This window comes from Bradyrhizobium lablabi (genome assembly GCF_001440475.1).
GTDB classification, from domain to species: domain Bacteria; phylum Pseudomonadota; class Alphaproteobacteria; order Rhizobiales; family Xanthobacteraceae; genus Bradyrhizobium; species Bradyrhizobium lablabi.
Window position 1 is genome coordinate 200,839 of record NZ_LLYB01000034.1, and the last position, 23,775, is coordinate 224,613.

General features: G+C 60.6%; 26 protein-coding genes and 2 pseudogenes. 20 read left to right on the forward strand and 8 right to left on the reverse strand.

The window, feature by feature from the left end; translation table 11 throughout:
* Positions 1–185: 185 nt before the first annotated feature.
* Positions 186–1,487: a glycoside hydrolase family 3 N-terminal domain-containing protein gene (locus CQ14_RS02405; RefSeq protein WP_057856338.1), complete on the forward strand. Its 1,302-nt coding sequence runs from the start codon at positions 186–188 to the stop codon at positions 1,485–1,487.
* A gap of 18 nt (positions 1,488–1,505) precedes the next feature.
* On the opposite strand, the gene CQ14_RS02410 is transcribed toward CQ14_RS02405, so the two are convergent.
* The 3 genes from CQ14_RS02410 to CQ14_RS02420 all read right to left on the reverse strand — a co-directional run bounded on the left by CQ14_RS02410 (position 1,506) and on the right by CQ14_RS02420 (position 3,920).
* On the reverse strand, positions 1,506–2,693 hold the full coding sequence (locus CQ14_RS02410) for an OpgC domain-containing protein (protein WP_057856339.1): 1,188 nt from the start codon (positions 2,691–2,693) through the stop codon (positions 1,506–1,508).
* Between the two features lie 156 nt (positions 2,694–2,849).
* Positions 2,850–3,125: a hypothetical protein gene (locus CQ14_RS02415; RefSeq protein WP_057856340.1), complete on the reverse strand. Its 276-nt coding sequence runs from the start codon at positions 3,123–3,125 to the stop codon at positions 2,850–2,852.
* Positions 3,126–3,284: 159 nt separating this feature from the next.
* Positions 3,285–3,920: a LexA family transcriptional regulator gene (locus CQ14_RS02420; RefSeq protein ID WP_057856423.1), complete on the reverse strand. Its 636-nt coding sequence runs from the start codon at positions 3,918–3,920 to the stop codon at positions 3,285–3,287.
* Between the two features lie 129 nt (positions 3,921–4,049).
* Between CQ14_RS02420 and CQ14_RS02425 the strand changes: the two genes are divergently transcribed.
* Both CQ14_RS02425 and CQ14_RS02430 read left to right on the forward strand, forming a co-directional pair.
* Complete coding sequence (locus CQ14_RS02425; protein ID WP_057856341.1) at positions 4,050–4,751, forward strand: GcrA family cell cycle regulator; 702 nt, start codon at positions 4,050–4,052, stop codon at positions 4,749–4,751.
* A 47-nt stretch (positions 4,752–4,798) separates the two neighbouring features.
* Positions 4,799–5,374 (forward strand): DUF6456 domain-containing protein, encoded by a 576-nt coding sequence (locus tag CQ14_RS02430; protein ID WP_057856342.1) that lies wholly within the window; start codon positions 4,799–4,801, stop codon positions 5,372–5,374.
* On the opposite strand, the gene bamA is transcribed toward CQ14_RS02430, so the two are convergent.
* A complete protein-coding gene (gene bamA / locus CQ14_RS02435) occupies positions 5,355–7,616 on the reverse strand; it encodes an outer membrane protein assembly factor BamA (protein ID WP_245320140.1) in 2,262 nt (753 codons plus the stop codon). The genes CQ14_RS02430 and bamA overlap by 20 nt on opposite strands.
* Before the next feature lie 327 nt (positions 7,617–7,943).
* Between bamA and CQ14_RS02440 the strand changes: the two genes are divergently transcribed.
* On the forward strand, positions 7,944–8,996 hold the full coding sequence (locus tag CQ14_RS02440; RefSeq protein ID WP_057856425.1) for a hypothetical protein: 1,053 nt from the start codon (positions 7,944–7,946) through the stop codon (positions 8,994–8,996).
* Between the two features lie 21 nt (positions 8,997–9,017).
* On the opposite strand, the gene CQ14_RS02445 is transcribed toward CQ14_RS02440, so the two are convergent.
* Positions 9,018–10,574: a winged helix-turn-helix domain-containing tetratricopeptide repeat protein gene (locus CQ14_RS02445; protein WP_057856426.1), complete on the reverse strand. Its 1,557-nt coding sequence runs from the start codon at positions 10,572–10,574 to the stop codon at positions 9,018–9,020.
* Positions 10,575–10,716: 142 nt separating this feature from the next.
* Here CQ14_RS02445 and mddA point away from each other — a divergent pair, with 142 nt between their 5' ends.
* From mddA to CQ14_RS02475, 6 genes are all read left to right on the forward strand, one after another.
* The gene (gene mddA, locus CQ14_RS02450; protein WP_057856343.1) at positions 10,717–11,493 is read left to right on the forward strand and encodes a methanethiol S-methyltransferase; all 777 of its coding nucleotides are present in this window, start codon (positions 10,717–10,719) and stop codon (positions 11,491–11,493) included.
* A 36-nt stretch (positions 11,494–11,529) separates the two neighbouring features.
* Entirely contained in the window at positions 11,530–11,952 is a 423-nt protein-coding gene (locus tag CQ14_RS02455) for a GFA family protein (protein ID WP_057856344.1), read from the forward strand.
* A gap of 325 nt (positions 11,953–12,277) precedes the next feature.
* Entirely contained in the window at positions 12,278–13,540 is a 1,263-nt protein-coding gene (locus CQ14_RS02460) for a CaiB/BaiF CoA transferase family protein (RefSeq protein ID WP_057856345.1), read from the forward strand.
* 142 nt (positions 13,541–13,682) lie between these two features.
* Positions 13,683–14,816, forward strand: a complete 1,134-nt coding sequence (locus tag CQ14_RS02465) for an alpha-hydroxy acid oxidase (protein WP_057856346.1) — start codon at positions 13,683–13,685, stop codon at positions 14,814–14,816.
* Between the two features lie 158 nt (positions 14,817–14,974).
* On the forward strand, positions 14,975–15,181 hold the full coding sequence (locus CQ14_RS45575) for a hypothetical protein (RefSeq protein ID WP_057856347.1): 207 nt from the start codon (positions 14,975–14,977) through the stop codon (positions 15,179–15,181).
* A gap of 436 nt (positions 15,182–15,617) precedes the next feature.
* On the forward strand, positions 15,618–15,971 hold the full coding sequence (locus tag CQ14_RS02475) for a phasin (RefSeq protein WP_057840260.1): 354 nt from the start codon (positions 15,618–15,620) through the stop codon (positions 15,969–15,971).
* Between the two features lie 9 nt (positions 15,972–15,980).
* Here the strand turns inward: CQ14_RS02475 and CQ14_RS02480 are convergent, their stop codons facing one another.
* The gene (locus tag CQ14_RS02480; protein WP_057840261.1) at positions 15,981–16,202 is read right to left on the reverse strand and encodes a hypothetical protein; all 222 of its coding nucleotides are present in this window, start codon (positions 16,200–16,202) and stop codon (positions 15,981–15,983) included.
* Positions 16,203–16,397: 195 nt separating this feature from the next.
* On the opposite strand from CQ14_RS02480, the gene CQ14_RS02485 reads away from it, so the two are divergent.
* A complete protein-coding gene (locus tag CQ14_RS02485) occupies positions 16,398–16,694 on the forward strand; it encodes a hypothetical protein (protein ID WP_245320142.1) in 297 nt (98 codons plus the stop codon).
* Positions 16,695–16,775: 81 nt separating this feature from the next.
* On the opposite strand, the gene CQ14_RS02490 is transcribed toward CQ14_RS02485, so the two are convergent.
* Positions 16,776–16,961 carry a hypothetical protein gene (locus CQ14_RS02490; protein WP_057856348.1) on the reverse strand — a complete coding sequence of 62 codons (186 nt, stop codon included), beginning with the start codon at positions 16,959–16,961 and terminating at the stop codon, positions 16,776–16,778.
* A gap of 683 nt (positions 16,962–17,644) precedes the next feature.
* Between CQ14_RS02490 and CQ14_RS43160 the strand changes: the two genes are divergently transcribed.
* From CQ14_RS43160 to CQ14_RS02530, 9 genes and pseudogenes are all read left to right on the forward strand, one after another.
* On the forward strand, positions 17,645–17,794 hold the full coding sequence (locus tag CQ14_RS43160) for a hypothetical protein (RefSeq protein ID WP_156434629.1): 150 nt from the start codon (positions 17,645–17,647) through the stop codon (positions 17,792–17,794).
* Entirely contained in the window at positions 17,794–18,045 is a 252-nt protein-coding gene (locus CQ14_RS02495) for a hypothetical protein (RefSeq protein ID WP_057856349.1), read from the forward strand. Before CQ14_RS43160 ends, CQ14_RS02495 begins: the two co-directional genes overlap by 1 nt.
* A gap of 250 nt (positions 18,046–18,295) precedes the next feature.
* Positions 18,296–18,703, forward strand: a complete 408-nt coding sequence (locus CQ14_RS02500) for a hypothetical protein (RefSeq protein ID WP_156434630.1) — start codon at positions 18,296–18,298, stop codon at positions 18,701–18,703.
* 389 nt (positions 18,704–19,092) lie between these two features.
* Positions 19,093–20,028, forward strand: a complete 936-nt coding sequence (locus CQ14_RS43165) for a hypothetical protein (RefSeq protein WP_156434631.1) — start codon at positions 19,093–19,095, stop codon at positions 20,026–20,028.
* A gap of 157 nt (positions 20,029–20,185) precedes the next feature.
* Positions 20,186–20,497: pseudogene (locus CQ14_RS47765) on the forward strand (phage terminase large subunit); the annotation flags it as partial.
* Between the two features lie 887 nt (positions 20,498–21,384).
* Complete coding sequence (locus CQ14_RS02515) at positions 21,385–21,648, forward strand: hypothetical protein (protein WP_057856352.1); 264 nt, start codon at positions 21,385–21,387, stop codon at positions 21,646–21,648.
* A gap of 56 nt (positions 21,649–21,704) precedes the next feature.
* Positions 21,705–22,160 (forward strand): hypothetical protein, encoded by a 456-nt coding sequence (locus CQ14_RS02520; protein ID WP_199805422.1) that lies wholly within the window; start codon positions 21,705–21,707, stop codon positions 22,158–22,160.
* Entirely contained in the window at positions 22,132–22,332 is a 201-nt protein-coding gene (locus CQ14_RS02525; protein ID WP_057856354.1) for a hypothetical protein, read from the forward strand. The genes CQ14_RS02520 and CQ14_RS02525 overlap by 29 nt, the downstream gene beginning before the upstream one ends.
* Positions 22,333–22,364: 32 nt before the next feature.
* Entirely contained in the window at positions 22,365–23,366 is a 1,002-nt protein-coding gene (locus CQ14_RS02530; protein WP_057856355.1) for a tail fiber protein, read from the forward strand.
* Here CQ14_RS02530 and CQ14_RS45185 read toward each other — a convergent pair.
* Positions 23,259–23,775 (reverse strand): annotated as a pseudogene (locus CQ14_RS45185) (acyltransferase); the annotation flags it as partial. The gene CQ14_RS02530 and the pseudogene CQ14_RS45185 sit on opposite strands and share 108 nt — an antisense overlap.

Consider the following 23,775-nt stretch of genomic DNA (forward strand, 5'->3'; position numbering starts at 1 on the left):
GCCTGCTGGTTTGCAGGACGCACTATCCGGCGCTGTTGTGCAGTTGCCTGGAGTGTCGTCTGCAAGACTTCAGGATTTTTTTGCAGTTTCCGTGCAGGTGCCGTTATGCGCTCGCGCCGATGAAGCAAGTTTGATACGGGCAATGGTCTCCTTCGATCTTCTCGCGCAAGCCGCTATCGATTCTCATGAAAATTCTCAAGCGTATTGGCCTCATCCTGCTCTGGCTCGTCGGAGCTGTCTTTGTTTTCGCTGCAGCCAACAAGAACGATCCCTATCTGATTTCGCTGCGGGGGCCGGGAAACATTGTTCTGGCGGTCGCGAGCGTCGCTGTTGCCGTCATCCTTATCCGCGGCGGATACTGGAGGAGGGGTGTCGCGGGTAGGGCGCTCATTCTGCTGTGGTGCCTGCCGTCGCTGTCGATGCTCGGCGCGCATGCTTCGTTTGAATGGCGCAAGCAGCGCGTTCTGCAAGCCGATGCCGCGCAGGCAAGAAGCCTTGCGCGCCACTTTATCGTTGGATACTCGTCATTTGCCGAGGTGGCCGTCCTGGCCGAAAAGGGTCTGATTGCCGGCGTCTACATCACCAGGCACAACATCGTGGGCTCTACCGCGGCGCGTCTGAAGGAAGAGATCTCGGCGCTACAGGAGAAACGGCGGGCCGCCAGCCTGCCACCCCTGATCGTTGCGGCCGACCAGGAAGGCGGCATCGTATCGCATCTGGCGCCGCCCTTGACCAAATTGCCGGCGCTATCGACGCTTGCGGACCTTGCGCCGGAAGCTCGCGCCGAGAAGGCCCAGGCGTTCGGGCGTACTCACGGTCAGGAGCTGGCGGCGCTCGGCGTCACCGTCAATTTCGCGCCGGTGCTGGATTTGCGGCCCGAAGTGAAGCGCAACCGATTCGACTTCAACACGCTGATCGGCCGCCGCGCGATTTCCGGCGATCCGGCGATCGTCGCCGATATCGCGAGCGCTTATGTGGGCGGTCTCGAAGCGTCCGGCGTCGGCGCGACCGTCAAGCATTTTCCGGGGCTTGGCCGCGTACGGACCGATACCCATCATTTCAGCGCCGACCTGGATACGCCTATCGAGGAGCTTGAAGCATCGGACTGGATCCCGTTCAGGAAGGTGCTGGCCGGCTCGAAAGCGCAATTGATGATCGGGCATGTGGCACTGACTTCGGTCGATCCGGACCGCCCCGCGTCGCATTCCAAGCGGGTTGTCGACGGCATCATTCGCAAGAAATGGAACCATCAGGGCGTCGTCATAACCGACGACCTCGTGATGGGGGCAATCTATCAGCGCAACGTCTGTACAGCGGTGGTCGAGGCGCTCAACGCCGGTGTCGATCTTTTGCTGGTCGCGTTCGACGGGGCGCAGTTCTATCGCATCTTCACCTGCGCCATGGCGGCGTCGGCCGAGGGAAGGCTCGATGCCGCCATGCTGCGCGATAGCGAGACGCGGTTGAAGGCGGCATTCCCGGTGGATTGAAGCAAGCCGGCGCGCGAATTACTTCGCGAACCGGCCTTCCTCCGATAGTCGCGCCATTGCCTGAGCTCGAAATGCCGGCTTTTGATCCTGCCGCTTGGACCACGACACATAATAGGCCACGCCCGTCATGATCGAGATTCCGGCAAAGCTGACCAGGGCGTGCATGACGAGCGAGTCGGGACCCGTGATCAGGACGAAGTGCCCGGCAAATGAAAGAAAAACCCCGGCGCAGAACACCGCCAGCCATTCCTGGCCGCACGTGATGACTGGCTGCAACGCCAGCCATTTGAATCCGGCCCAGTCCCGCGGCACCAAATAGGCAAAGAGAAAGGCGAGCGCGAGGAAGTGAATCACCCTGTGCGGGGCGAGAGTTTCCCTGTCACGGGGCAGAAGGACGTCGCGAAGGAGGTCCGGGACAAGCCCAGCCTGCGGAAACTTCGCCGCCACCGTCATCACAAGGGCAAGGACCAGATACAGCCACGCAGCGGCGCGCAGGATCGCGAATTCCTGAAGCGTACGCAGGGTGCGTATTTGATTCGCGCCGCTCAGGGCAAACCAGGCGCCGAGCACAAACAGGAGTTGCCAGCAGAACGGGTTGAGGTACCACTTTCCATCGGGAAACGAAGACAGATTCCAGTCGAGCTGGCGGGCTGCCGCGTAGAGCCCGATCGACCCCGCCATCGTGACGTTCGGCCGGCGGACCAGGCCGAACAGAACGATCGGGAAGATCGCCATCAGCACGATCAACAGTTGGAGCACATCGAGGTTGAGCGGCTTGGCCTGCAGCAGCAGGCCATGAATCAGTGTCCGGATCGTATGGTCGACGATTCCCGTGACATTGAAATCGCCGATGAGTTCGGATGCCCGGGACTTGCGCGCGACGTATCCGATCAGATCTATATAGATCACAAACAGGACGATATAGGCGGCATAGAGCTGCCACAGCCGCTTGAAGATGCGGGTAGCCGTTACGACGAAGCCGCGCTCCAGCATCATCCTTCCATAAAGGATCGCGGCAGTATAGCCGCCGACGAACACGAACAGGTCGGTGGCGCCGCTGAAGCCGAAATTGCGCATGGTCAGCAGGCTGACCGCATTATGAGGAACGTGATCCAGAAAGAGAAACCAGGCCGCGATACCGAGCAGGAGATAGAGTCGGAGATCGCCGTCGCGCGCAGCGAGCTCAGTCTTCATTGACGGAGACATTGTGAACTAAGAACTTTGCAAGTCGGAGGAATCGAATCGCGACAATAGCGCGACTGTCCGCACCGTCGGAATAGACTTTGCGTGAAGAATATTTAAGCAAGCCGTCGGCGATTGAAGCGGTTCAGCGATCACAATGTTTTGACGGAATAGCGAGGCTCACGCGCGCTCATGCTTGCGCAAGTCGCGGAGGTGATCGAAGTGGCTGGCTTGGAGATCGGCGCCGGTCGCGGCGATGCCGGGCAGGGACGCTTCGCCGAGGATCTCGGCGGTGATATCCTCGACCGTGCAATCGGCGATTTCATGAATGAAGCTGATATTCCTGTACTCACCCGACGCCACCCGGGAGATGACCTCGCGCCTGGTGATTTCCGGATCGACGATGGCCTCGCGGCCGCGCCGGCCGTAGTCGATCATCACGACGAAATACTGCATGCTGGCGATCCGACCTCAATCCATGCCCTGAAATCGAGGGGCAGTATTTCGGAAAATCGGAAGTTTGTCAAGATAAAATTCGGAAAAACAGAAATCGTGCGTCGCGGCGGTGACTTCCGCGACAGAAGCGGTTGATTCGGAAATCGCGAGCCGCGGTAGCTATTTTTCCGGCGCGCGGCCCGCCGCCCTTGCTGCCTTGCGTGCCCGGGCGGCTGCCTTGCTGCGCAGCCGCTCGATCTGGCCCCTGGGCAGCGTGACGCAGATCTCGCCGATCCATTCCACCTTCACGCCGGTGATCGGTTTGGCATTGAAGCTCGTGAGGTTGACCGTGGTCGGAGACTTTCCGCGCTCGATCGTCTTCAGATAGCGTTCGCCGGTCTTGAGGCGTACGGCGGCCTCTTCGCCGTAGAAGCTCGACACCGGATGTTGCTGCTCGCGATAGACCACGATGATATCGCCATTCTCGTACTTCGGCAGCATGGAATCGCCTGATACCTCGAAGGCGATGGTTTCTTCGGCGATGGGGAAGGGCAGTTCGACGTCGCCGAGGCCTTCCGGCGGCACCTGCTCGTGTTCCGGCTCGATCGTAGCACCGGCGCCGACGCGGCCCATGATCGGCACCGAGTTCAGTTCGAGATACTCGATGATTAAGGCGATCTCGGACGCCTTGATCAGGCGTATCCCGGACAGGATCTCGGAGACGGCGCCAGGGCGAACGCCCATTGCGGCCGCCAGTCCGCCCTTGGTCTTGCCCGGCTTCTCCAGTCCCCGTTCGATCAATCTCACATCCAGCATGGTCGAATCCTTCCGAATTTCAGAAACCATAGCAGTTCCGATTATCCGAAATCAAGCTTGACTTTCATTTCGGAATATCAGAAATTGGTGGTCGGCGTCGGGCGGCGTTGACAAGAGCAAGGACAACAAATGGAACTGTCGAACTGGGCGCCCGAGCACTCGGACGCGCTGCGGGAATTTATTGCCAAGGGCTTGAGCTTTTCGGAGGCCGCGCAGGCGATCAACTCACGATTCAATACGTCCTACTCTCGCAATGCTGCGCTCGGCCGCGCCCGACGCCTGGGGCTGGGGGCTGATGATCGTCGGCAACCGTCGATGCCGACCAAGCCGGCAGAGCTGCGCGACGTCGCGGAGCCGCCTGTCCGTGAGGCCGGGATGTCTGCGCTGGTCTGGCCGGTGCCGCTATTCAAGGAGGTCAAGCCGCTCAAGCTGCGCTGCGTGGCCGTCGAACCGCGGCATCTCTCTGTGATCGAACTCGAGAAGGGTGACTGCCGCTACCCCTACGGCGGCGATGAAGAGAACGAAGCTATCACCTTCTGTGGACATCCGCGTCGCTCGGGTTCGGCTTACTGCACGCCCCATTTTCATTTGAGTCGAAATCCGGTCGAGCCGGCCGAACGCGCGGTGAGCACCGCCCTGCTGCGTGTGGTTGGAGGCGGGATGGAGAGTGCCGATGTCGCAGGCGTGGCGGGCAGACTGAAGCGGCTGCCGCGCCGGCATCGGATCGCGCATCTGCGCGCGCTGATCGGACTTGAGCCGGAAGGCGGCGACCGCCGGCACGTACTGTTCGAATTGCTAAGCGACGAGCTGTCGGGCGTACCAATCGAATAGATCTTCCGATCAAAACCTGAATTCCACTCTTTCAAGGAGTCCATCAGATGCCGAGAGCCAAACGCCGAAAGCCGTACGATCCTGCCAGGGCGCATGACCGGAGATCCCGTGACGTGTTACGCAACGCCGAAGTCGCAACCGTGGAGGTCGATAATCCCCTGGCGCTGGAGCCGGGCGAGAAGATTGTTGCGCTGCGTTCGATCCGCAACGATCCACTCGCTCGCCTGCATTCCCATCGCCAGATCGACGAGGCGCAGTATCAGGCAGGGCGTGCGTTCCAGAGCGACTGGGAGAAGGCCGAGCGGGGACCGCGTGCGGTCGATCCGAGCCGCGACTACGTCGATGGCGGGCAGCGGCGCGAGCCGATCACCGAGGGCCAGCGCAAGGCTGTGCTGCGGTTGAACCGGGCCGAACGCGAGCTTGGTGCTGATGGTTCGGCGCTGGTGCATGACGTCCTGGTCCACGGAATGACCATGGAGCAGATCGGCCAGCGCAGAGGCCTGCATACTGGACGCTGGAAGGACTATTTTTCAAAGCGATTCCGCGAGTGCCTCGACCGGCTGGCGCTATTGTACGGGTTCGCGACGGAGCATCCCGTTCCCGTCAAAAGCCTCCAGCGCTGAATCGCAGCGGCTGCACCACGTCATAGGCCGCCTTGGTCAGCGGTACGGCATAGTCGACGGTTAGGGCGCCGAATGGCGAGGCCCAGGTCAGGCCGGCGCCGACCGACGAGCGCACGACGTTCTTGTTGGCGACCTGAAGCCCTGCCGTCGAGCCACTGTAGCGGAATACGCTACCGGCATCGACGAAGGCCGTGGCCCTGAGGCCGTATTCGTTGGGTATGCCGGGGATCGCGCTCTGCAATTCGGCGGTCGTTGCCCAATAGGCGCTGCCGCCGACATTATCCATCGTGGTGCCGGGCGTCAGGTCGCGCGGGCCGAATCCGTTCGGAGCAAAGCCGCGCACCATGGTCGGGCCGCCGAAGAAATTGTTCATCAGCGGCACCTGCTGGCCACCCCAGCCGGTGACGTAACCGCCCTGCGCGCGCACCATGCCGACCAGATCGCTGTTCAGCGACTTGTAGTAGCGCACGTCTTCCGTCGTTTTCAGGAATTTCACGTCGCCGCCAAGGCCAGCCAGATCCTGGCTTAGCTGCGACCTGATTCCACTGGTCGGGCTCTTTGCGTCATCGAGCGTGCTGTACGTCGTCACACTGCCGGGGGCGGAGACCCACGTCGGTCCGGCGGCCGCTGCCTGCCGGACGGCCAGCGAAGGCGTCAGGCCGGAGCTGTTCGGCGATAGCGTGATGTCCTGATTGTAGATCGCATAGCGCCATTGCACGCCAATTTCCTCGGTAATCGGCGTGCCCAGTTGCAGCCTCGCGCCATAAGTGGTGCTGCCGTAGGACTGGTAGCTGTTGGCGTCGGTCTGGCGGCCGAACAGTTCGATTCCGGCCGCGACCTTGGTGCCGAGAAAATAGGGTTCGGACGCCGCCAGGTTGATCCCGCGCGCATACTGGCCGTAAGTGAAAACGGACTGCAGGTTCTTGCCCGTGCCGTAGAAATTGCGCTCGCCCAGTTTGACCTCGACCAGCGCGCCGTCGACGGTCGAGTAACCGCCGGCGATGTTGAAATCGCCAGTGGCCTGGTCGACCGCCTCGACATCGAGGATGACATGATCCGGCGCCGAGCCTGGCCGGTTCGATACTTTCACCGTCTTGAAGTAGTTCAAATTCTTCAGGCGCCGTTCGGCCCGGTCTATCAGCGTCTTGTTGTAGGGATCGCCTTCCGCGATGTCGAATTCGCGCCGGATCACGTAATCGCGGGTGCGCGTGTTGCCACGAATTTCGATCCGCTCGATATAGGCGCGCGGCCCCTGTTCGATCACGAAGGCAACGTCGATGCGTTGCGTGGCGGCATCGCGGGTGAGGCGAGGGGTCGCCTCGGCAAAGGGATAGCCGAGCTTTGCCATTTCGATGGCCAGTAGCTCGGTGGTCTTGTCCAGGGCATTACCGTCGAACACCGCGCCCGCGCGGGCGGTGGGAAGGGCGCGAAGCCGGTCGCAATCCATGCCGGGAATGTTGCAGGTGACGGTGACTTCCCGGAAGTGATAGAGCGGACCTTCATCGATCGCGAAGTTCAGCGTGAAGCCCTTTGCCGCCGGATCATACTCGGCCTTCGCCGAGGGGATGCTGACATCGGCATAACCCTTGCTGCGGTAGTAACGCCGGAGCTGTTCCTGGTCTTGCGCGACGCGGTCGGGATCGTAGATGTTGCCGCCGGTCAGGAAGCTCAGCATATGGGTGGCGGAAGTCTTGATCACCGCGCTGAGCTGCCGTTTGCCAAAAGCCTTGTTGCCGGTGAAGTCGATTTGCCGCACCGGAGTCTTTGCGCCCTCCGTTATGGCGTAGACGAGGTCGACCCGGCCATTGCCGCGGTCGATGATTTGCGGATCGACGTGGACCTCGGTACGGCCGGCACGCCGGTAAGCCTCGATGATACGGCTGACGTCGGACTGCACGGTGGCGCGCTGCAGCGAGCCGCGCGCCTTGGATTCAACGGCGGCGGCAAGGTCGGCGTCCTTGACCTTCTTGTTGCCTTCGAACGCGACGCGGTCGAGCACGGGCGCTTCGGACAGATGCACCACAAGCCGCTCGCCGGCGCGTTCGATGGAAACCTTTTCGAACAGTCCCGTTGCAATCAGCGCTTTCAACGCCGCGTCGCGTGCTGCCTCGTCGAAATGCCCGTCGGGATTTGCCTTGAAGTAAGAGCGTACGGTCTCGGCATCGACGCGGCGGTTGCCTTCGACGATGATCGATCCTTGCGGCGGCGCGGTTTCGGCGACGACTGGTGTCGCGAAAATCAACCCGACGGCGCCGGCAATTCGACAAGCGACCAGCCCCGATCGGGACGATCGGTTGTGTTGCGTGATGCGTCTAATCGCTCTGATCCCCACGTCCCGCGGGGCTCCCGTTGATCGCCTGAGATCGAATTGCTCGCGCGGGGCAAAAAAATGTCTGGGATAAGGTGAGTTGCAGGCGGGTTTTTCAAAGCGCGCCACAATTTCGACGCCTTTTGTTAAGGTCGGTTTTCTCAGAATTGTCGCAATGCGCGCTTCATGCTTTCTCATCGAGAGCGCCTGGGACGCATGTGCCGGAACCGTGGCATGCGTCTGCACTCGCAGGAGCATCACATGCGATTTGCCGTCCTCATTGCCGCTGCGCTCATGCTGATCCAGCCCGCGCATGCAGAGAAGGCGCCGGAAATCGATCCGCGCGCCTCGCTCGGGGTCGTCCAGCAATGGATCTATAACTATCGGGCCAAGCCGGACTACGCCCATGTCCCGGCTGCCGTGCGCGTGTTGTTTCACTCGCAGACGTTCAAGGAGCCGGAGAATGCCGGCATCTATCTCGGCTTTATCGCCGGTGCGATCGGCTCTAACCCGGCCAAGGCCGAGCAGCTCATTGCCAGTTTCTTCCCTGTGCGACCGGAAGACGAATGGGTGATCGTCCGCGCCATCGCCTATTCGGGACTGCCTGACTGGAGAAACGCGCTGCGCCGGGTCGCGCCGCGAATGCCGGGCCGGCGGGTCATGATCGACAGCTACCTGGCCGGCAAGCTGCCGACCTTGACCGACATCCCGCTGGAAGAAGTAAAGCCCGGCATGATGGAGAAGATGCGCGGAGCCTTCACCAAGAATCCCTTCGCCAAGGACGAGCGCAAGCTGAACACGACCCTTACGTTTGCCAGCAACCAGGATTTGCTTGATACGCTGTGGGGCTACTATTTTGCGACCGGCTCGCATGCACCGATCCAGCGCATCGTGCTGATGCTGCCATGGAGCAAGAGCCGCGACACGATCGACAAGCTGACGGTCGGAAGCATGGCGCGCTATACGCTCGCGAGCTATGCGATCCGCGATGCCGGTTTGCGCGAATATCTCCGCAGCGAGCTTGCAAGGCAGCCGGCGGCGGTCAAGGCGCCGCTCGCCGAAGTCGTCGAGGCAGCGGACACGGTGCAGATCGCAGCGCTGCGCAAGGATGCGCTGGCGGCCGTTGATGAGCTCAAGACCAAGGGCTCCGATAGCCGTCGCGACCTCAGCTTCTGGGGCCAGGTCGGCGTCGGCGCGGTCGCGCTCGGATGCGTCTCAGCTGCGGCGCTGGGGCAGGTCGCGGTTGGCATTCCCTGCGTGATCGGAGGCTCGGCCTCACAGGGTCTGCTGTCGTTCTGGGAAAAGCAGCAGTAACCCGGGACCAGCCGCCGGAGCTTATTCCAGTCCGGCGCGGCGAAAGCCTTCGAGATAGTGCTCGCGATCGGCGTCGTGTTTCCAGGGTAACTGCGTCGCGATCCAGGCGAGCGAAATATTCGGCTGGGTCCGGCGCAATTCCTGAAGCGCGGTGCGCGCGAGTTCGATCTGGCCGGTCATGCCGGCGGCGACCGTCAGCACCCGGTAGGCGCCGGTGAGATCGCCGCGCTGACGGGTTGCCTCGCGCGCCAGCGCGATCGCTGCCTCATAGTTTCTTCCGACGAACTGGGCGTAGGCCCCAACACCATAATAGATGGCGGAAGAGGGGTCTCGAGGACTCTGGCGGATCGCGCGTTGCGTCGCCGCGAAGGCATCCTCCCACCGTCCGATATAGGACAAGGCCAGGGCATAGTATCCCTGCGCCAGGGAGAAGTTCGGGTTGAGCTGTAGCGCCAGCTCGAACTCGGCCAGCGAATGATCGAGACGGCGCGTGGAGAAATACACGCTGCCGAGGGCGGTATGCGCCCAGGCATCCTCACTGTCGGCGGCAATCGCCGCCAATGCCGCTTGCTCCGCAACGGGCGCCGCTGCTGCAATATCCCTCCAGCCCAGATGCACGCCGAACATGTGGTTGGTCGCGAACAGGGCTAGCGCCTGACCGTAGTTGGGATCGATCTCAATTGCTCTTTCCAACAGCGCTTCGGCGGCGAGACTGTCGGGCCGCGTCACCCGCCAATGGTGGGACAGCGCCCGCATCACCAGGTCCCATGCATCCACGCTGTTGGGGGGCTTGCGCCGGCTGCGAAAATTCTCAGCGGCATAGATCTGCGGCTCGATCGCGGTGACGATGGCGTCGGTGATTTCGTCCTGCACGGCGAATACATCCGTCAGCTCGCGATCGTAATGCTCCGCCCAGATGTGACTTCCAGTCGCGGTGTCGTTGAGTTGTGCCGTGATGCGGACGCGATCGCCGCTCCTTCGCACGCTGCCTTCGAGCACGTAGCGCACGCCAAGCTCGGCGGCGACCTGCCTCATGTGTACCGGCTTGCCCTTGTAGGTGAATGACGAATTGCGCGCGATCACGAAGAACCAGCGCAGTTTTGACAGCGCGGTGATGATGTCTTCGCTGATTCCGTCGGAGAAATACTCCTGCTCCCGGTCACCGCTCATGTTGTCGAACGGCAGCACGGCTATCGCTGGCCGGTCGGGAAGCGCGAGCGCCGCACGCGGTTGTTCTGCTTCTGCCGCCGATGCGGAACGCACGTCGCATGGGCTCTTCACGTCGCCGACGAAGCGAAGTCCCTTGCGCGGAATGGTCCGGATCAGCCTCTGATCCTTGCCATTGTCGCCGATTGCGTTGCGGGCGGCGTTGATCCGGCTGTCCAGCGTGGAGTCCGAGACGATCCGTCCACCCCACACCAGCGCAATGAGATCATCCCGGCTGACCACGCGATCGCGGTGCTTCAGCAGGTGAACCAGCAAGTCGAATACCTGAGGCTGCATTGCAACCAGATCGCTGCCACGGCGCAGCTCGCGACGATCGGTGTCGAGGATGTGATTATCGAAGTTGAATTTCACTTGCCCCATCATCTTTCCTAAAGAAACAATCAAGTCCGTCTAATGAAGAGCTGAAGCATAAGGCAAAGTTTCGTGGCCGCTTTCGCGGCATCCTGAGAGAATCAGGAGTTGCAATCCCATTGCCTGCAGCGGAGCCAATTTCATGACGGTAACTCAAGCCATCCGCCCGGCGATGCCGGGCAATCGAGGGCTAAGATTCACTGCATTTCTGTTCGGAGGTGTGGCCTATCTCACATTTCTGTTCACGATTATGTACGCCATCGGGTTCATATCGGGCTTTGCCGTGCCGAAGGCGATCGACACCGGCGCGAAATCGGGGGCATTCGAGGCAATTGTCGTCAATCTTGCGCTGATGTCGTTATTTGCCATCCAACATAGCGGGATGGCGCGTAAATCATTCAAACACTGGTGGACGCAGTTTATTCCGCAGTCGGTGGAGCGCAGCACCTATGTGCTTTGCGCAAGCCTGACGCTGTTGTTGCTGTTCTGGCAATGGCGTCCAATGCCAGCCGTGGTCTGGAGCGTCCAGGAGCCCGACATGGCCGTGGTGATCGCGACATTGTCGTTCGTCGGTTGGGTGATCGTGTTCACGAGCACCTTCCTGATCAATCATTTCGAGCTGTTCGGATTGCACCAGGTCGCCAACAATCTCGCAGGTCGCGAGATGCCGGCGCCGGTTTTCCGGACGCCGTTTTTCTACCGCTTTGTCCGGCATCCGATCTATCTCGGTTTCATCATCGCCTTCTGGGCGGCGCCGGCGATGAGCGCGGGGCATCTACTGTTCGCCGTTGTAACCACGGCCTACATCTTCATCGGCATCATGCTGGAGGAGCGCGATCTCGTTGACATGTTCGGCGACGAGTATCGGCGTTACCGGGAGCGCGTTTCGATGTTGTTTCCCTGGCGCAAGCTAACCTGATCACTTCGTTATTGTCTGCAAGGAGAGGGAAGAATCATGAAACACACTGGAAGCTGCTTTTGCGGTGCGGTCGAGGTCCAGGTCACCGGCGCGCCGGAAGGAATGGGTTATTGCCATTGCCGTTCCTGCCGTTCGTGGTCCGGCGGGCCGGTGAACGCGTTCACCCTTTGGAAGCCGGAGGCCGTGCGAGTCACGGCAGGGGCGCAACACGTTGCAACCTTCGAGAAGACTCCGATGAGTCAGCGCAAGTACTGCAAGGAGTGCGGTGGTCACCTGATGACCAATCATCCGACGCTTGGGCTGGTCGACGTGTTCGCCGCAACTCTCCCGACACTTCCTTTCACGCCCGGCGTGCACGTCAACTACGCCGAGACGGTGCTGCCGATGCGCGATGGGTTGCCCAAGCTCAAGGACTTTCCTGCCGAGCTTGGTGGCTCCGGTGAGATGATTACCGAATAGGAAAAACCGGCCTCCACTGAGGTAACGACGCGGCGAATGCCGCTCGCAGCGCGTTCCTCGCCAGCCGCCGCTCGACTCCTGGATCAACCGGGGTCGGGCGGTGGTCCTTTGGAATCAATCGCCACGGTCCGGTCCCGCCCCTGCAGCATGGCCGCGAGGGCAATGCTGCGGGCTCGTGCACCGTCATGAGAGCTATGTCAGCGGAAGGTCCCGCCCTGCAAAATAGGGGTTTGGCGTTGCCCACCCGGTTCCGGTAGAAAAGCCTTGAAGTCGCGGCGAAAAGCCTTTGTTTCGCCAGGCAGAATAACAAGGGGAAACGCCGGAAATGACTGCCAAGCCGCAATTGCCGGAGCGAACGCCGCGCGCCAAGGGAGAGCCGACTGCCCTGGATGGTCTATTGGTCGTCGACTTCACCCGGGTCGTGGCCGGTCCGGCCTGCACGCAGACGCTGGCCGATTTCGGCGCCGAAGTAATCAAGATCGAAAACCCCGACGGAGGCGACGATACCCGCCACTATGAGCACGCCGAAATCGGCGGCGAGAGCGCGGCCTTTCTCAGCCTCAATCGCAACAAGCGTGGCATTGCGCTCGATTTCAACAATCCGGCGGCGCTCGAAGTCGCCCGCGAGCTGATCGCGAAAGCGGATGTCGTGGTGGAGAATTTCTCCGGCGGCGTGATGAAGAAGTTCGGTCTCGATTATGCGTCCGTCGCGCCGACCAATCCTCGGCTGATCTATTGCTCGATCTCCGCCTATGGCCGCAAGGGCGAGTTCGCCCTGCGTCCGGGCTTCGATCCGATCACACAGGCCGAAAGCGGCTTCATGTCGCTGAACGGGTTTCCGGACGGCGAGCCGGTGCGGACCGGGCCGCCGATCGTCGACATGGCGACGGGTATGTCGGCATGCAACGCGATCCTGCTGGCGCTGATCGCCCGAGACCGGCTGGGCCGCGGCCAGCAGGTCGAGGTCGCGCTGATCGATACCGCCGTTTCGATGACCGGCTTTTACGGCATGGCCTATCTGATCAGCGGCGCGAATCCGGGCCGCTTCGGAAATTCGCCGAACGGCTCGCCCACGGTCGGCGTCTACCAGGCGTCCGATGGGCCGCTCTACATGGCCTGCGCCAACGACCGCCTGTACCGCCGGCTGGTGGTGAATGTGCTCGACCGGCCGGACCTCGTCACCGATCCCCGGTTCGCACACCGGAAGGATCGAACCGCCAACAAGGAAAAGTTGCGCGCCATCATCGCCAGCGTTTTTGCCAGCGACAGCCTGGAGCACTGGATGGCGAAGATGAAGAAGGCCAACATACCGGTCGGCTATCTGCGTACCGTGGAGGAAGGCTTCAACGCGCCGGAAGTGCGCGACCGCCATCGCCTCAGCCGGATTCCGCATCCGACCGCGGGCGCGGTCCCCAATATTGAAACGCCGCTGCAGATGAGCTTGACGCCAACCATCGATCCGGTGGCGGCGCCGCTGCTCGGCGAGCATACCAGGGAAGTGCTCCAAAAGACCCTCGGCTATGATGAGCGACGTATCGCTGATCTGGCCGAGGCCGGGGCTTTCGGGAAGGTCGGCAGTATGGCCTGAGCGGTGCTGGCCTTCCGCACTACCGCATCTCGTGGACGAACGGCGTCCCTGCTTTTTGCATGACGCCTAACCTGTTCAAAGCGGTAGCTTTTTCCGTTTATCTGCGGCTAAGGTGCAGCCAAGATGATGGGAGAGAAACAGCATGAATGACGGCACCCCCACGCGTCCGGCGAGGAATGTCGAACTCGGCGCCAGCGGCGAGGAATTCCAGAACCTCCACGAATTCATCCGGAAGGCGCGCTCCCGACTGAACCAGAATGCATGGGACTATATCGTCGGCGCCTCCGAGACGGAGACCACGATGCGCCGCAACCGCATGGCGCTCGACGAGATCGCCTTCCGGCCGCGGGTGCTGCGCAATGTCGCGGAGGTCGACGCTTCGACCGAGGTATTCGGCCGCCGCCTGCGTTTGCCCGTCATGATTGCGCCGGTTGGCGCGCTCGAGATTTTCGACCCCAATTCAGGTGCCGCCGTCGCGCGCGGCGCCGGGCAGTTCGGCGCCGCTCACATGCTGAGCTCGGTGTCCGAACCGGGGCTTGAGGCGACCGCCAAGGCTGCGCCCGACGCGCTACGCATCTATCAGCTCTATGTTCGCGGCGATGATGCCTTCGTCGAGGATGTTGTCAGCCGCAGCATCGACAATGGTTACACCGCGTTCTGCCTGACCGTTGACACGGCGCATTACAGCCGGCGCGAGCGCGATATCGCCAAGCGGTATGTCCGCGAAAGCCGCATCCGGGCCACCGGCGGCGACTTCCAGAAGGGGCTGGATTGGCGCACGGTGAAGCTGATCAAGGACAAGTACAAAATTCCGCTGGTGATCAAGGGCATTGCCACGGCGGAAGACGCCGCGATCGCGCTCGATCATGGCGTGGAGTGGATCTATGTGTCGAACCACGGCGGTCGCCAGCTCGACCATGGACGCGGCGCAATGCACGTCCTGCCGGAAATCGTCGACGCCGTTGCCGGCCGCGCCAGGATCATGGTCGATGGCTCGTTCTGCCGCGGCACCGACATCGTGAAGGCAATCGCGTCCGGTGCCGATCTGGTCGGCATCGGCCGGCTGCAATGCTGGGCGCTTGCGGCCGCGGGCGAGGTCGGCATCGTGCGGATGCTGGAGCTTCTCGAAGACGAGGTCATCCGGTGCCTTGGATTGCTCGGCGTCACCCGTTTGGCGGAGCTCGATAAATCCTATCTGCATGCGGCGACCGCGACCAATCCGCCGAGCGTGTTCAGCGCTTTCCCACTGCTGGACATCGAGCCCTATCGCTACTGAGAAGGGCGGCTGCGCCCGCTCTTTCACCTGAACGGCCCTGTTATTTCAGGGGGCGCTCCTCGCCAGGGAACCTGGCGGGGGATCTCTGCATTATCTGGGCGCCGAAGGTTGCGCCGTGAGCATAAGTCTGATCCCCATGATCCTATAGCCGCAAGCGAATGGCAGAAAATCCTTTCGCTCAATTCAGCCTCGAGAAGGCGATCGGTCTCCGCTGGACGTTGCGGGATATTCAGGCGCGCCGACTGAAACTGTCGCCGGTCAGCGACGAAGATGTGAGAACTTTGACAGACCTCGGTCTGGTCGAAGCGCGGGAGGAGGGACTTGTGCTGACGCCGGCCGGAACGGCCGTCGTGAACGGGTCGTAGTCAGCGCGCCTTCAGGAAACTCTCGCCGGAATCGCAAGGCGTGCAACGGTAGGTCAACACGTCGTACTGCTGGTCGCGCGGCTCGATCGTGGCCAGCCGCATCTGCGCACCGCATTTCATGCAGGGCATTTCTATGCTGGTCTGAAACCGCGTGCAGGTAGGTGTCGGTCGAAGCGCTTGCAGCATCGTATCCCCATGTCCCAAGAGAGACCTAAAAACCAGAGACGCAACGCCACCGAACCCGAATCACTATGCCACACTGTTGCCACCATTGGAATCACGCGTCACGTCCGTACGGTTACGGACTATTTCCTGGGATCGGGTGGGCTTGATGCCGGCCGCGAAAGTCCATGCCGGGGCGAAAGGCCGGTCAATACGGCGCAGACGCAGGCGGGAATTGTGCTAACCTGCCAAGGCCGACACTGGAGGAGCGACCATGACTGAACCGAAACTCGAAGTCCCGGCCGAGCTGCGTGACCTGGCCGAGAAAACCATCGATCAGGCGGAAAAGGCGTTCGGCATGTTCTTCGACGCCGCCGGCAAGTCCATGACATCGATGCCCGGCGCGGGTACGGAAATTTCCAGGCAGGCGCTGTCGTTTACCGAGCAGAACATGAAGGCTGCGTTCGAGCATGCCCGGAAGCTGGTCCACGCGACCGACCTTCAGGAGGCGATGCGGATCCAGTCCGAATTCCTGCGCAGCCAGTTCACCAACGCCGGTGAACATATGCGACAGATCACCGGCGGCGTTATGTCGGCCGCAAAGGACTCGGCGAAAGGCAAGTTCTGAGAAAGCTCGCTAGCGGCGGCGCGCGATCGCGACGCCGAACAGAAAGGCGACGAACAGGCTGGCCAGCGGCGCTTCGCGGGTAATTGCGCTGATGGTCGCGAGCGGCATTCCGGGCTTCCGTGCCGCGGTGATCGCGTCGCTGAGACGCCCGACCGCAGTTTGCAGCGCGGCGGATACTTCCGTCAGCGTGCGTGACACATCGGTCGCGGTGTCGATGGCGCGTTCTGCCATCCCGGGTTGCGATGGCCCTGAGTTTTCGATTTCCACGTGATCAACTCACTCGATTCGCCCGACATTTGCCGAGCGGTGGCTAATGTCCCGACAATGCGCGGACAAGACGTTTGTTCCTGTAGATTGTCGCCTCCTTGATGGATCAGGCGGAACCTTCGTCGTCGCCAGGGTTTGATTTCGTCAGAGGAGAACAACATGGATTTTCCGATGACGAGGGAATTGACCGAGGATCAAACGACCCGGCGCGGCGGCGCACCGCTGAAGGTTGCGATTGCGGTCGCAGTTCTCGGCGTGCTCGGCATGCTGATCTTCGACCATGGGCCATGGAACAAGCCGAAGGTGCAGCACCCCGTGATTGCCAACTACAGCACCACTGGCGAGGCTGCCCGAGCCGCCGGCGCGGATGTCATTCCGACCGAGCCGAAGCTGCAGGTCGAGCCTAGTCCACCTGTGCCAAAGCCCCTTCACCCGGTGAACCCGTCGCCGCAGTAGGCGGCGCCGGTTGACCCGTCGGGCAAATCACCGGCACAACGGCGTCATCGCGAAAGTTTTCAGGGCTCTTCAATGAGCGCGTTAGCGCACGCTGACGAATGCGCCCCAGCACGCAGCCAATCCTGCAGCCACCAGCACAAGAAGCGGATTATCGCAGAACGGACCGCCGTATTGGCACATCGCGACACCCAGCGAGCCGATCTCATGACGGCCAGCCGCGTAGAACAAGCCGGATAGAATTGCGAGCACGGCAGCAACGAAAAACATCTGATGGCCTCCTTGCGCTCTGCAGGGCCGTAGGTTGCGCCATCCACGGCCCAATAATTTCGTTTCGATATTGCCAGCTTTCTGAATCTGTTTTGCTCGGCCCCTTGACGCGTCGGGCAAATCAGATGCACATTGACAGCATCGCCGATATCGTAAGCCCGCGCCGGAAACGGCAGCGGGTTTTTCATTTCATCAGCGTCTGACAAAGCAGTTTCAATTTTTCGAAACTGTTCTGTCGAATTTTCCGCAATTCGTTGACCGCTCGAAAAGGATTTGACATGTCGGGCAAATCACCGGCATAACGCCATCATCGCAAAAACTGCAAAGCCCGCGCGGAGAAATCCGCCGCGGGCTTTTTGTTTTGAATTCTCGAATCGGACGGCGGCCGCACATCGACGCCGCAACTCCCAACGCCCCCCGCCCGGGCGTCGCGAGCGCGCCGCCGTCCGAGCCTTCCATCAAACCATTTGGCCGGCATGCGCGAACATGCCGGTCCGCGGCGCGAAATCGTCACGCGCCGCATGCGGCCTCCCGACGGGGATAAGGTTCGCGCCCCAAATGATCAGCTCCTGCACCCCGCGATCATGCCGCACGTTTCTTTCTGGAGAGAAGCCGATGACCGCCTATCGGATCTCGCTCGCGCTCGTTGGCCTCGTCGTCATCGCCGTATCGGAGGAATTCTCATGAGCACAGACATCATTCAGTTCATCCCGCGTCCCAAACACGATGACGCACAGACGGATTTTCCGGCAATTGCCTTCCGCTCCGCGCGGCAGGATCCTGTCGATGCTACGCCGGACAAGCGCACCGGGCCGGCCCGGCGGGAAGCCTGATGGGCAAGGCCAAGGCTCTTCTTGAAATTCGCTCCCTGGCACGGAGCCACACCAGAACCGCGATCCGCGTTCTCGTCGGCATCATGCGGTGCAAGGATGCAACTCCTGCGGCCCGCGTTTCGGCCGCCAACGCCATTCTCGATCGCGGCTGGGGCAGGGCCGCGCAACCACTCGAAAACGGTGGCGACGGTGCGCTTGAGCTCATCCATCGGATCGAGCGTGTCATTGTTCATCCTGAAGGAGAGCGGTGAGAGCGCTTGAGGCTCGATCGCTTGCTTCAGCGAGACGATTTCTTGCCTTGATCGGCCGCGTCAAGGGACCGACAGAAGTGAGAAGGACAAGCTGTCACTTACGGGCGCTGCGCTCCGGCGCATCTGCACAAAAAATCCTGACACTATTGGATGCTACCGGGAGGATGATGCACGAGAAATCCTCATACGATCGATAGGGTCATCTTGCCGATAGATTGGTTGAACCCGTGCATCATGAGTGGCTCTCAAAATGGCTGATCGGAACGTGATAACGTCGCTAGTACGTTCGATGACTTTCTCGCTGATTACTTTCTCATTGCTGCTTGCCCAACCTTCGGCCGCCCACGCCGATTCCGTTACGTGTCTGGAAAAAGCAAAATCCTATTTCGCTGAAATCGATCAGTTGCTGTTAAAAGAAAAAAACTGGATCATGCCTTTTGTCGAACTCAATGAGCGATATTCTCCTCTTGAGGGTTGCGACACTGATCTCCTGTTGCAGGAAGCTACAAACTCACGGTTTTGCCAGCCAATACTCTACAATCCATATGGGAAGGTATATCTGGTTCGCTTCTGGAGCGAGGACGTCAAGGTTGAGTTCGCGTACATCCCCCTGGAGAAAAAGTCCGAAACTCACAGCGCTGGATGGGTGAACAAGTAGCGACGCAGTCGTCTCGACCTTCTTGGCCTGCAGGATGCTTGCTGCATCCCGGGCGCTTGGCTCATTGCAGCGACTCCGTTGATCCCCATGATCATCGCGTCGAGTGGTTGGCAACTGACGGTAACGCGTCATCGCAGTGGGCATCGCCATGATGACTCCTGATGCAGGATCCTTGGCCGCTCAATAATCGGGGCTAACCCGCACGTCACTTCCACCCGAGCAATAGGACGCCGGCCCTTCGATCGTTGCTTCGAGTGTGGAAGACTTGGCGTCGTACAGCATTCATCAAACGGATAGCGAGGTATTCAACGCGTGAAAGAATTTTTCTCACCTACACTAATGCGACCGCGGTACCTTATCACGGAGCGGTCGTCGCGCATCATGTGGTGTTGAACTACATCGAAGCCAATGGCAAGCACCATACTCTTGAGGGGGTACCGGAACGGAAGTTCAATCACAACGTCGAAAAGCTGATCGCGTTTTCTCTTGAGGAAGGTCGACCAAATGGCGGCATAATTAACACAGATTCGCGGCTTCGGCGGTTGAAGGCGAAGGAAGGTCAAGGTGTCGGCCCCGACGCGCTGAACAAGCCGCATACGATGATTGCCAGTGGTGATGATCTCAGTTCGCAATGGGATCAAATGAAGAAATTCGGTGCCGGCGTGAACGCCACTGGTTACGAGTATCGTCCAAAGTCCCAAAACAGCAATTCCTTTGCAGCCGGAGCCTTGAAACAGGCAGGCTTTGTCAGGCCAGGCACTGTGCTTCCTGAAATCTTTGACCGGCTCATCGCAGCCGACCCGGCAAACGGCAGAGCACATGCCGTCCGTGTCCCGGGCTTTGACCAGCGCCTGACAAATCCACTCAACATGGCCGTGCCGCCTCTTGACGCAGTACCGTTCGTCCCAACGAATTCGTCTCCAGCAGACGAGGGACATGCCTCGTTCGGTAAGCGGTTCGAGAACTCTGATCCCTCGCTTCAACGCGCTGAAAACGGCGGTCGATCTGCTTGGCTGCCGCCGACTGGAACTCGCGGTGTCACTGGCGCTCAGCCCGAGCGATATCTAGCTCGCCGCGTTGCAGGCCAACCCGAAATATCAGCATTCGACGTGGGCGCTCCAGCGGTGCCCTCCATCCCGTCCGATGAGAATTCCTCATCTCCTCGTTCCAATGCACTTCCTGACCGCTTCGGAAACTGGACTTTCTCACCTCCGGTCAGTGCGCCGAGACCGACATATTCGCTTGCGCCAGCACCAGCGGAAGCACCACCCGGTATCGTCCCCGGCAAGCCGGAGCCCGATTTGCCTTCCCGCTGCCGACCTTGAGTTCTTCGAAGAGTCCATCGGCGCGCGAGGAAACGCTGGACGACTTTCTTTTCGGCTTGCTCCGCCTCAGAAGATAGGGGCGTTTGCTGCAATCAGATTCCTGGCATCGAGATATCGACCTGATAGCAAATTTGAAATCATCGAATAGGTCGCGCCGTTGTCTGTCCTGAAAATCCCCACAGCCAAAGTCTTCGAACCGCTGCTTGCGCCCGCACGCTACAAAGGAGTTTACGGCGGCCGCGGCTCTGGTAAGTCGCATTTCTTCGGCGAGCTGCTGGTCGAGACCTGCCAGGCCGAGCGCGGCACGCTGGCGGTCTGCATTCGGGAGGCGCAGCGGACGCTGGCGCAATCGAGCAAGCGGCTGATCGAAAGCAAGATTGCCTCGCTCGGTGTCGGCAACGGCTTCAAGCTCTATAGCGACAAGATCGAGACGCCCGGTGACGGCCTCATCATCTTCCGTGGACTTCAGTATGACGCCGGAAAATACCGTCTGATGATGAAGGCAAGGGACGAGGCTGTTGCAAGGCCATTGCCACCGGTGCTGCGCCCCGGCATGTCGCGCACTCCGGCGGAGCGCCAGCAGGCCGATCTGCGGACCCTCAACGCCAGGCTATCGAGCACGGGCGATATCAAGGACGCGGTAGCGCTCTATCACGCACGAAAGTCGGGTAGGCGCTGAAAACGTCGCGCCGGCAGGAGCGGCTTGGGATCTGCACAAAGAATCCTGGAATTATGCGCGCAAAGTCCGGGCGCTGTTCACGAACAATCCCAGCGGCAGCCGCAGAATTGGCTCTTCCTGCGACCGAGGTCAGCATGAAGAAAATCTTTCGCCAGAAATGTGTTTCTTAATGCTCTCAAACTGCGGGAGTTACATTTTCACTGAGTCAAGCATCTACGCCGGTTAGGAGGCAAGCAGCCGATGTCCGGGAATGAAGTCAAGCTAACGAACGAACATCTTCAATATCTGGATCAAGCTGGTGGCAAACGGGCGCAGGGAACCGCGTCGAATGCCGGTGGGCCCGCTGCCGGCTCCGCTTCCCTTGCCACGCTTCCCAACGATGTTGGCGACTGGATAGTCTCTCTTGCGGTCGTTGATCCTGGGAATCCGACGCAGCCGCAGCCGGGAGCACCTATCGGCGGCAATTCATCGACACAAAGACTCCTTCCGCCCTGGGTCTTCTTCGGTTCGCGATAGGCGCACTGGTCACCTCCATTCCGTCAAGTCTTTCGTGATGTCTACGAGCGTGGCTGCCGGCCGCGCCGCTTCCGTGCGCGGAGCCGTTGTGCCGGCAGCGTTCTTTCACATCTTCGCGCCATTGCTGGAAATGGCTGCGTTGTTTCAAGGGAATAGTACCGATGCAGGACACCCGCGACTTTATCGACCGCGCTGAATCCGCCGCCGAAAAGCTCCATAGTGAGTCGATGACAAGTGAAGAGATTGCGAAGAACTTCGCGCTTTACGGATTGCAGAAGCGTGCCGAGGCTCTCGAACGGTTCGACAACGAGCTGCGTGGCGAGATCGACTCCAGTCCCCATAGCCTGCGCCGTCGCGTGCAGTTGATGGCGCTGCGCAAGAAAATGGGTGGCGTCCACGAAGCGCTGCGCAAGGCCAGGCGCTAGAACGCTCGATGCGTTCAACCGCAAACCCGGTGCTCGCCGTCCTGGCGCGAGCCCGGATGCAGGCCGCGCCGATGTTCGCGAAATGGTGCGAACTGCACGGTCTCTCGCCTTGTCCCGCGGCGCCGGCGCAGGTCGCGCGGTTCGTTGTCGATTGCGCTCCGCTCGGCATCGAGCGGTTGTGGCTCGCGGTTCAGGAGATATCGCGGATGCACGTCTCGGTAGGCCTGGCCGACCCGACGCTCGGAGGCGCGGCAGCGGCGGCCATCAGCGACCTCGCCAAAATCGATCCGCCGCGCTGCTGGCCGGCCGATCAGAAGCAGCGTTTCAAATCCCTGCCGTATGATCTGCAGGTTTATGTCTCGGCGCACGAAGCGCGGCGCGAGAGAGTGTTGCGCCGGGCGCAAAACGAAGCGGCCAGCGCCAGGCGGAAGTTGGCAGCATACCCACCGAAGGAACATAGCCCAAAAGAGAAAGGAAGATCCGATGAAAGCGACGCGAACCCCATCGCTTGAAGATCGCATCAAGCAGGTGAGGGCCGACATTGAAGCCATCATCGCCTCACGCGTGGAAGCCGTGGCAAAGGAAAGTCCCGGCGTTCCGCCCGGCGTGATCCGCAATCTCCTGACGGCCCGCGCGCCGGCGTGCCCCTGCGCGCAGTATCTCGAACTCGACAACAAGGCATAGCTGGCGGTTGGCCGGAAACGGAAGGATAGAACATGACTCTCTACAAATGGTCGCAAACCGCAGAAAATAACGCGACGGCCGACTCTTCGATCAACTGGCAGGAGGGCCAGGCGCCTTCCAGTGTGAATGACTCCGGGCGAGCGATGATGGCTTCGATCGCGAAACATCGCGACGATATTGCGGGCGCGATCGTCACCGGCGGGACCGCGACGGCGTACACGGTTACGTCCTATGAGGCGTTTGACACGCTAGTTCGCCTCAACGGGCAGATCATCGCGTTTACACCGCATGCGACGAACGGGGGGACGGTGACGCTCAATGTTGACTCGCTTGGGCCTAAGCCGCTGCGATCGGCGCCAGCGACGGAGTTGATGGCAGGAACATTGATCCAGGGGACGCCGTATCTGGCACTCTATAACCACTCGGATGCTGCGTTCTATTTGCACGGATTCTACGGCAACCCCTACAATGTACCGTTGGCGGCTGGTATGGATTTTTGGGGCGTTACCGCGCCAAATAGTGCGTTTGCGTTTCCCGCCGGGCAAGAACTCGACCGCACGACATATGCAAGTCTATTCGCGATCGTGGGCACGACCTATGGCTCCGGGAACGGTTCTACTACATTCAACCTTCCGGACAAACGCGGGCGTGTATCGGCAGCCGATGATGATATGGGTGGCTCGTCTGCCCTCCGCCTCACAAGTGCTGTTGCCGGTTTTGCTGGCGACACGCTGGGGGCAGCCGGCGGCTCTCAAAGCCAAACCCTCGTTACTGCAAATCTTCCCGCCTACACGCCGGCCGGCTCTGTTTCTGTCACGGTGACATCTACATCCGCCAATGTTCAGAACAATATCGGAGGGACCGCCTCCGCCAATTTGGCGGGCGGCGCGACCGACTACGCGCAGAAAAACAGTTCAATAATAACGTCAACCGGCACAGGAACGTTTACGGGCACGGCGCAGGGCGGCACCAGTATGCCAGTTAGAACTGTGCAGCCGACTATCATCTGCAATTATATCATGCGGATTATTTGACCGCGCGCTTGTAATCCTATCGGCCATGGCAATGAAAGGCTTCTCGATCTTGCGCCATGTCAGGCAGGAAAACCAGCAGCAAAGAGCAATAGCTGAGAAACGCCACGGCTCGCACATCCAAGCAGGATGCGTCGTGATCTTGAACGACATAATGAAGGAGATCGCAAAGGCAATATAGTGCCATAGATAGATGGAGTAAGATGCGTCACCAAGCCTCACGATCCAGCGCAACGAAAAGTGTTCCCATGGGAGGCGCAGGTTCACCATTCCGAGAAGCACGATTCCAAGCGACAATGTAGCTGCGAAGGCAAAATCATGGGATCGGGTAAACCAAAGCAACAGTGAGCCAGCGATAATAGCGCCGACCGAAAGCGCCATATTAAGTTTGATGTACCGATGGATCAAAAAT

Coding starts and splice junctions, on each gene's coding strand:
- CQ14_RS02425 (WP_057856341.1), top strand. CDS start 4,050: ATGGAACTGTCGAACTGGGCGCCCGAGCACTCGGACGCGCTGCGGGAA.
- CQ14_RS02475 (WP_057840260.1), top strand. CDS start 15,618: ATGACTGAACCGAAACTCGAAGTCCCGGCCGAGCTGCGTGACCTGGCC.
- CQ14_RS45575 (WP_057856347.1), top strand. CDS start 14,975: ATGGCAGAAAATCCTTTCGCTCAATTCAGCCTCGAGAAGGCGATCGGT.
- CQ14_RS02465 (WP_057856346.1), top strand. CDS start 13,683: ATGAATGACGGCACCCCCACGCGTCCGGCGAGGAATGTCGAACTCGGC.
- CQ14_RS02405 (WP_057856338.1), top strand. CDS start 186: ATGAAAATTCTCAAGCGTATTGGCCTCATCCTGCTCTGGCTCGTCGGA.
- CQ14_RS02415 (WP_057856340.1), bottom strand. CDS start 3,125: ATGCAGTATTTCGTCGTGATGATCGACTACGGCCGGCGCGGCCGCGAG.
- CQ14_RS02485 (WP_245320142.1), top strand. CDS start 16,398: ATGGATTTTCCGATGACGAGGGAATTGACCGAGGATCAAACGACCCGG.
- CQ14_RS02440 (WP_057856425.1), top strand. CDS start 7,944: ATGCGATTTGCCGTCCTCATTGCCGCTGCGCTCATGCTGATCCAGCCC.
- CQ14_RS02525 (WP_057856354.1), top strand. CDS start 22,132: ATGAAAGCGACGCGAACCCCATCGCTTGAAGATCGCATCAAGCAGGTG.
- CQ14_RS02490 (WP_057856348.1), bottom strand. CDS start 16,961: ATGTTTTTCGTTGCTGCCGTGCTCGCAATTCTATCCGGCTTGTTCTAC.
- CQ14_RS02520 (WP_199805422.1), top strand. CDS start 21,705: ATGCAGGCCGCGCCGATGTTCGCGAAATGGTGCGAACTGCACGGTCTC.
- CQ14_RS02420 (WP_057856423.1), bottom strand. CDS start 3,920: ATGCTGGATGTGAGATTGATCGAACGGGGACTGGAGAAGCCGGGCAAG.
- CQ14_RS43160 (WP_156434629.1), top strand. CDS start 17,645: ATGAGCACAGACATCATTCAGTTCATCCCGCGTCCCAAACACGATGAC.
- CQ14_RS02530 (WP_057856355.1), top strand. CDS start 22,365: ATGACTCTCTACAAATGGTCGCAAACCGCAGAAAATAACGCGACGGCC.
- mddA (WP_057856343.1), top strand. CDS start 10,717: ATGACGGTAACTCAAGCCATCCGCCCGGCGATGCCGGGCAATCGAGGG.
- CQ14_RS02495 (WP_057856349.1), top strand. CDS start 17,794: ATGGGCAAGGCCAAGGCTCTTCTTGAAATTCGCTCCCTGGCACGGAGC.
- CQ14_RS02430 (WP_057856342.1), top strand. CDS start 4,799: ATGCCGAGAGCCAAACGCCGAAAGCCGTACGATCCTGCCAGGGCGCAT.
- CQ14_RS02480 (WP_057840261.1), bottom strand. CDS start 16,202: ATGGCAGAACGCGCCATCGACACCGCGACCGATGTGTCACGCACGCTG.
- CQ14_RS02460 (WP_057856345.1), top strand. CDS start 12,278: ATGACTGCCAAGCCGCAATTGCCGGAGCGAACGCCGCGCGCCAAGGGA.
- CQ14_RS02515 (WP_057856352.1), top strand. CDS start 21,385: ATGCAGGACACCCGCGACTTTATCGACCGCGCTGAATCCGCCGCCGAA.
- CQ14_RS02410 (WP_057856339.1), bottom strand. CDS start 2,693: ATGTCTCCGTCAATGAAGACTGAGCTCGCTGCGCGCGACGGCGATCTC.
- CQ14_RS02455 (WP_057856344.1), top strand. CDS start 11,530: ATGAAACACACTGGAAGCTGCTTTTGCGGTGCGGTCGAGGTCCAGGTC.
- CQ14_RS02500 (WP_156434630.1), top strand. CDS start 18,296: ATGGCTGATCGGAACGTGATAACGTCGCTAGTACGTTCGATGACTTTC.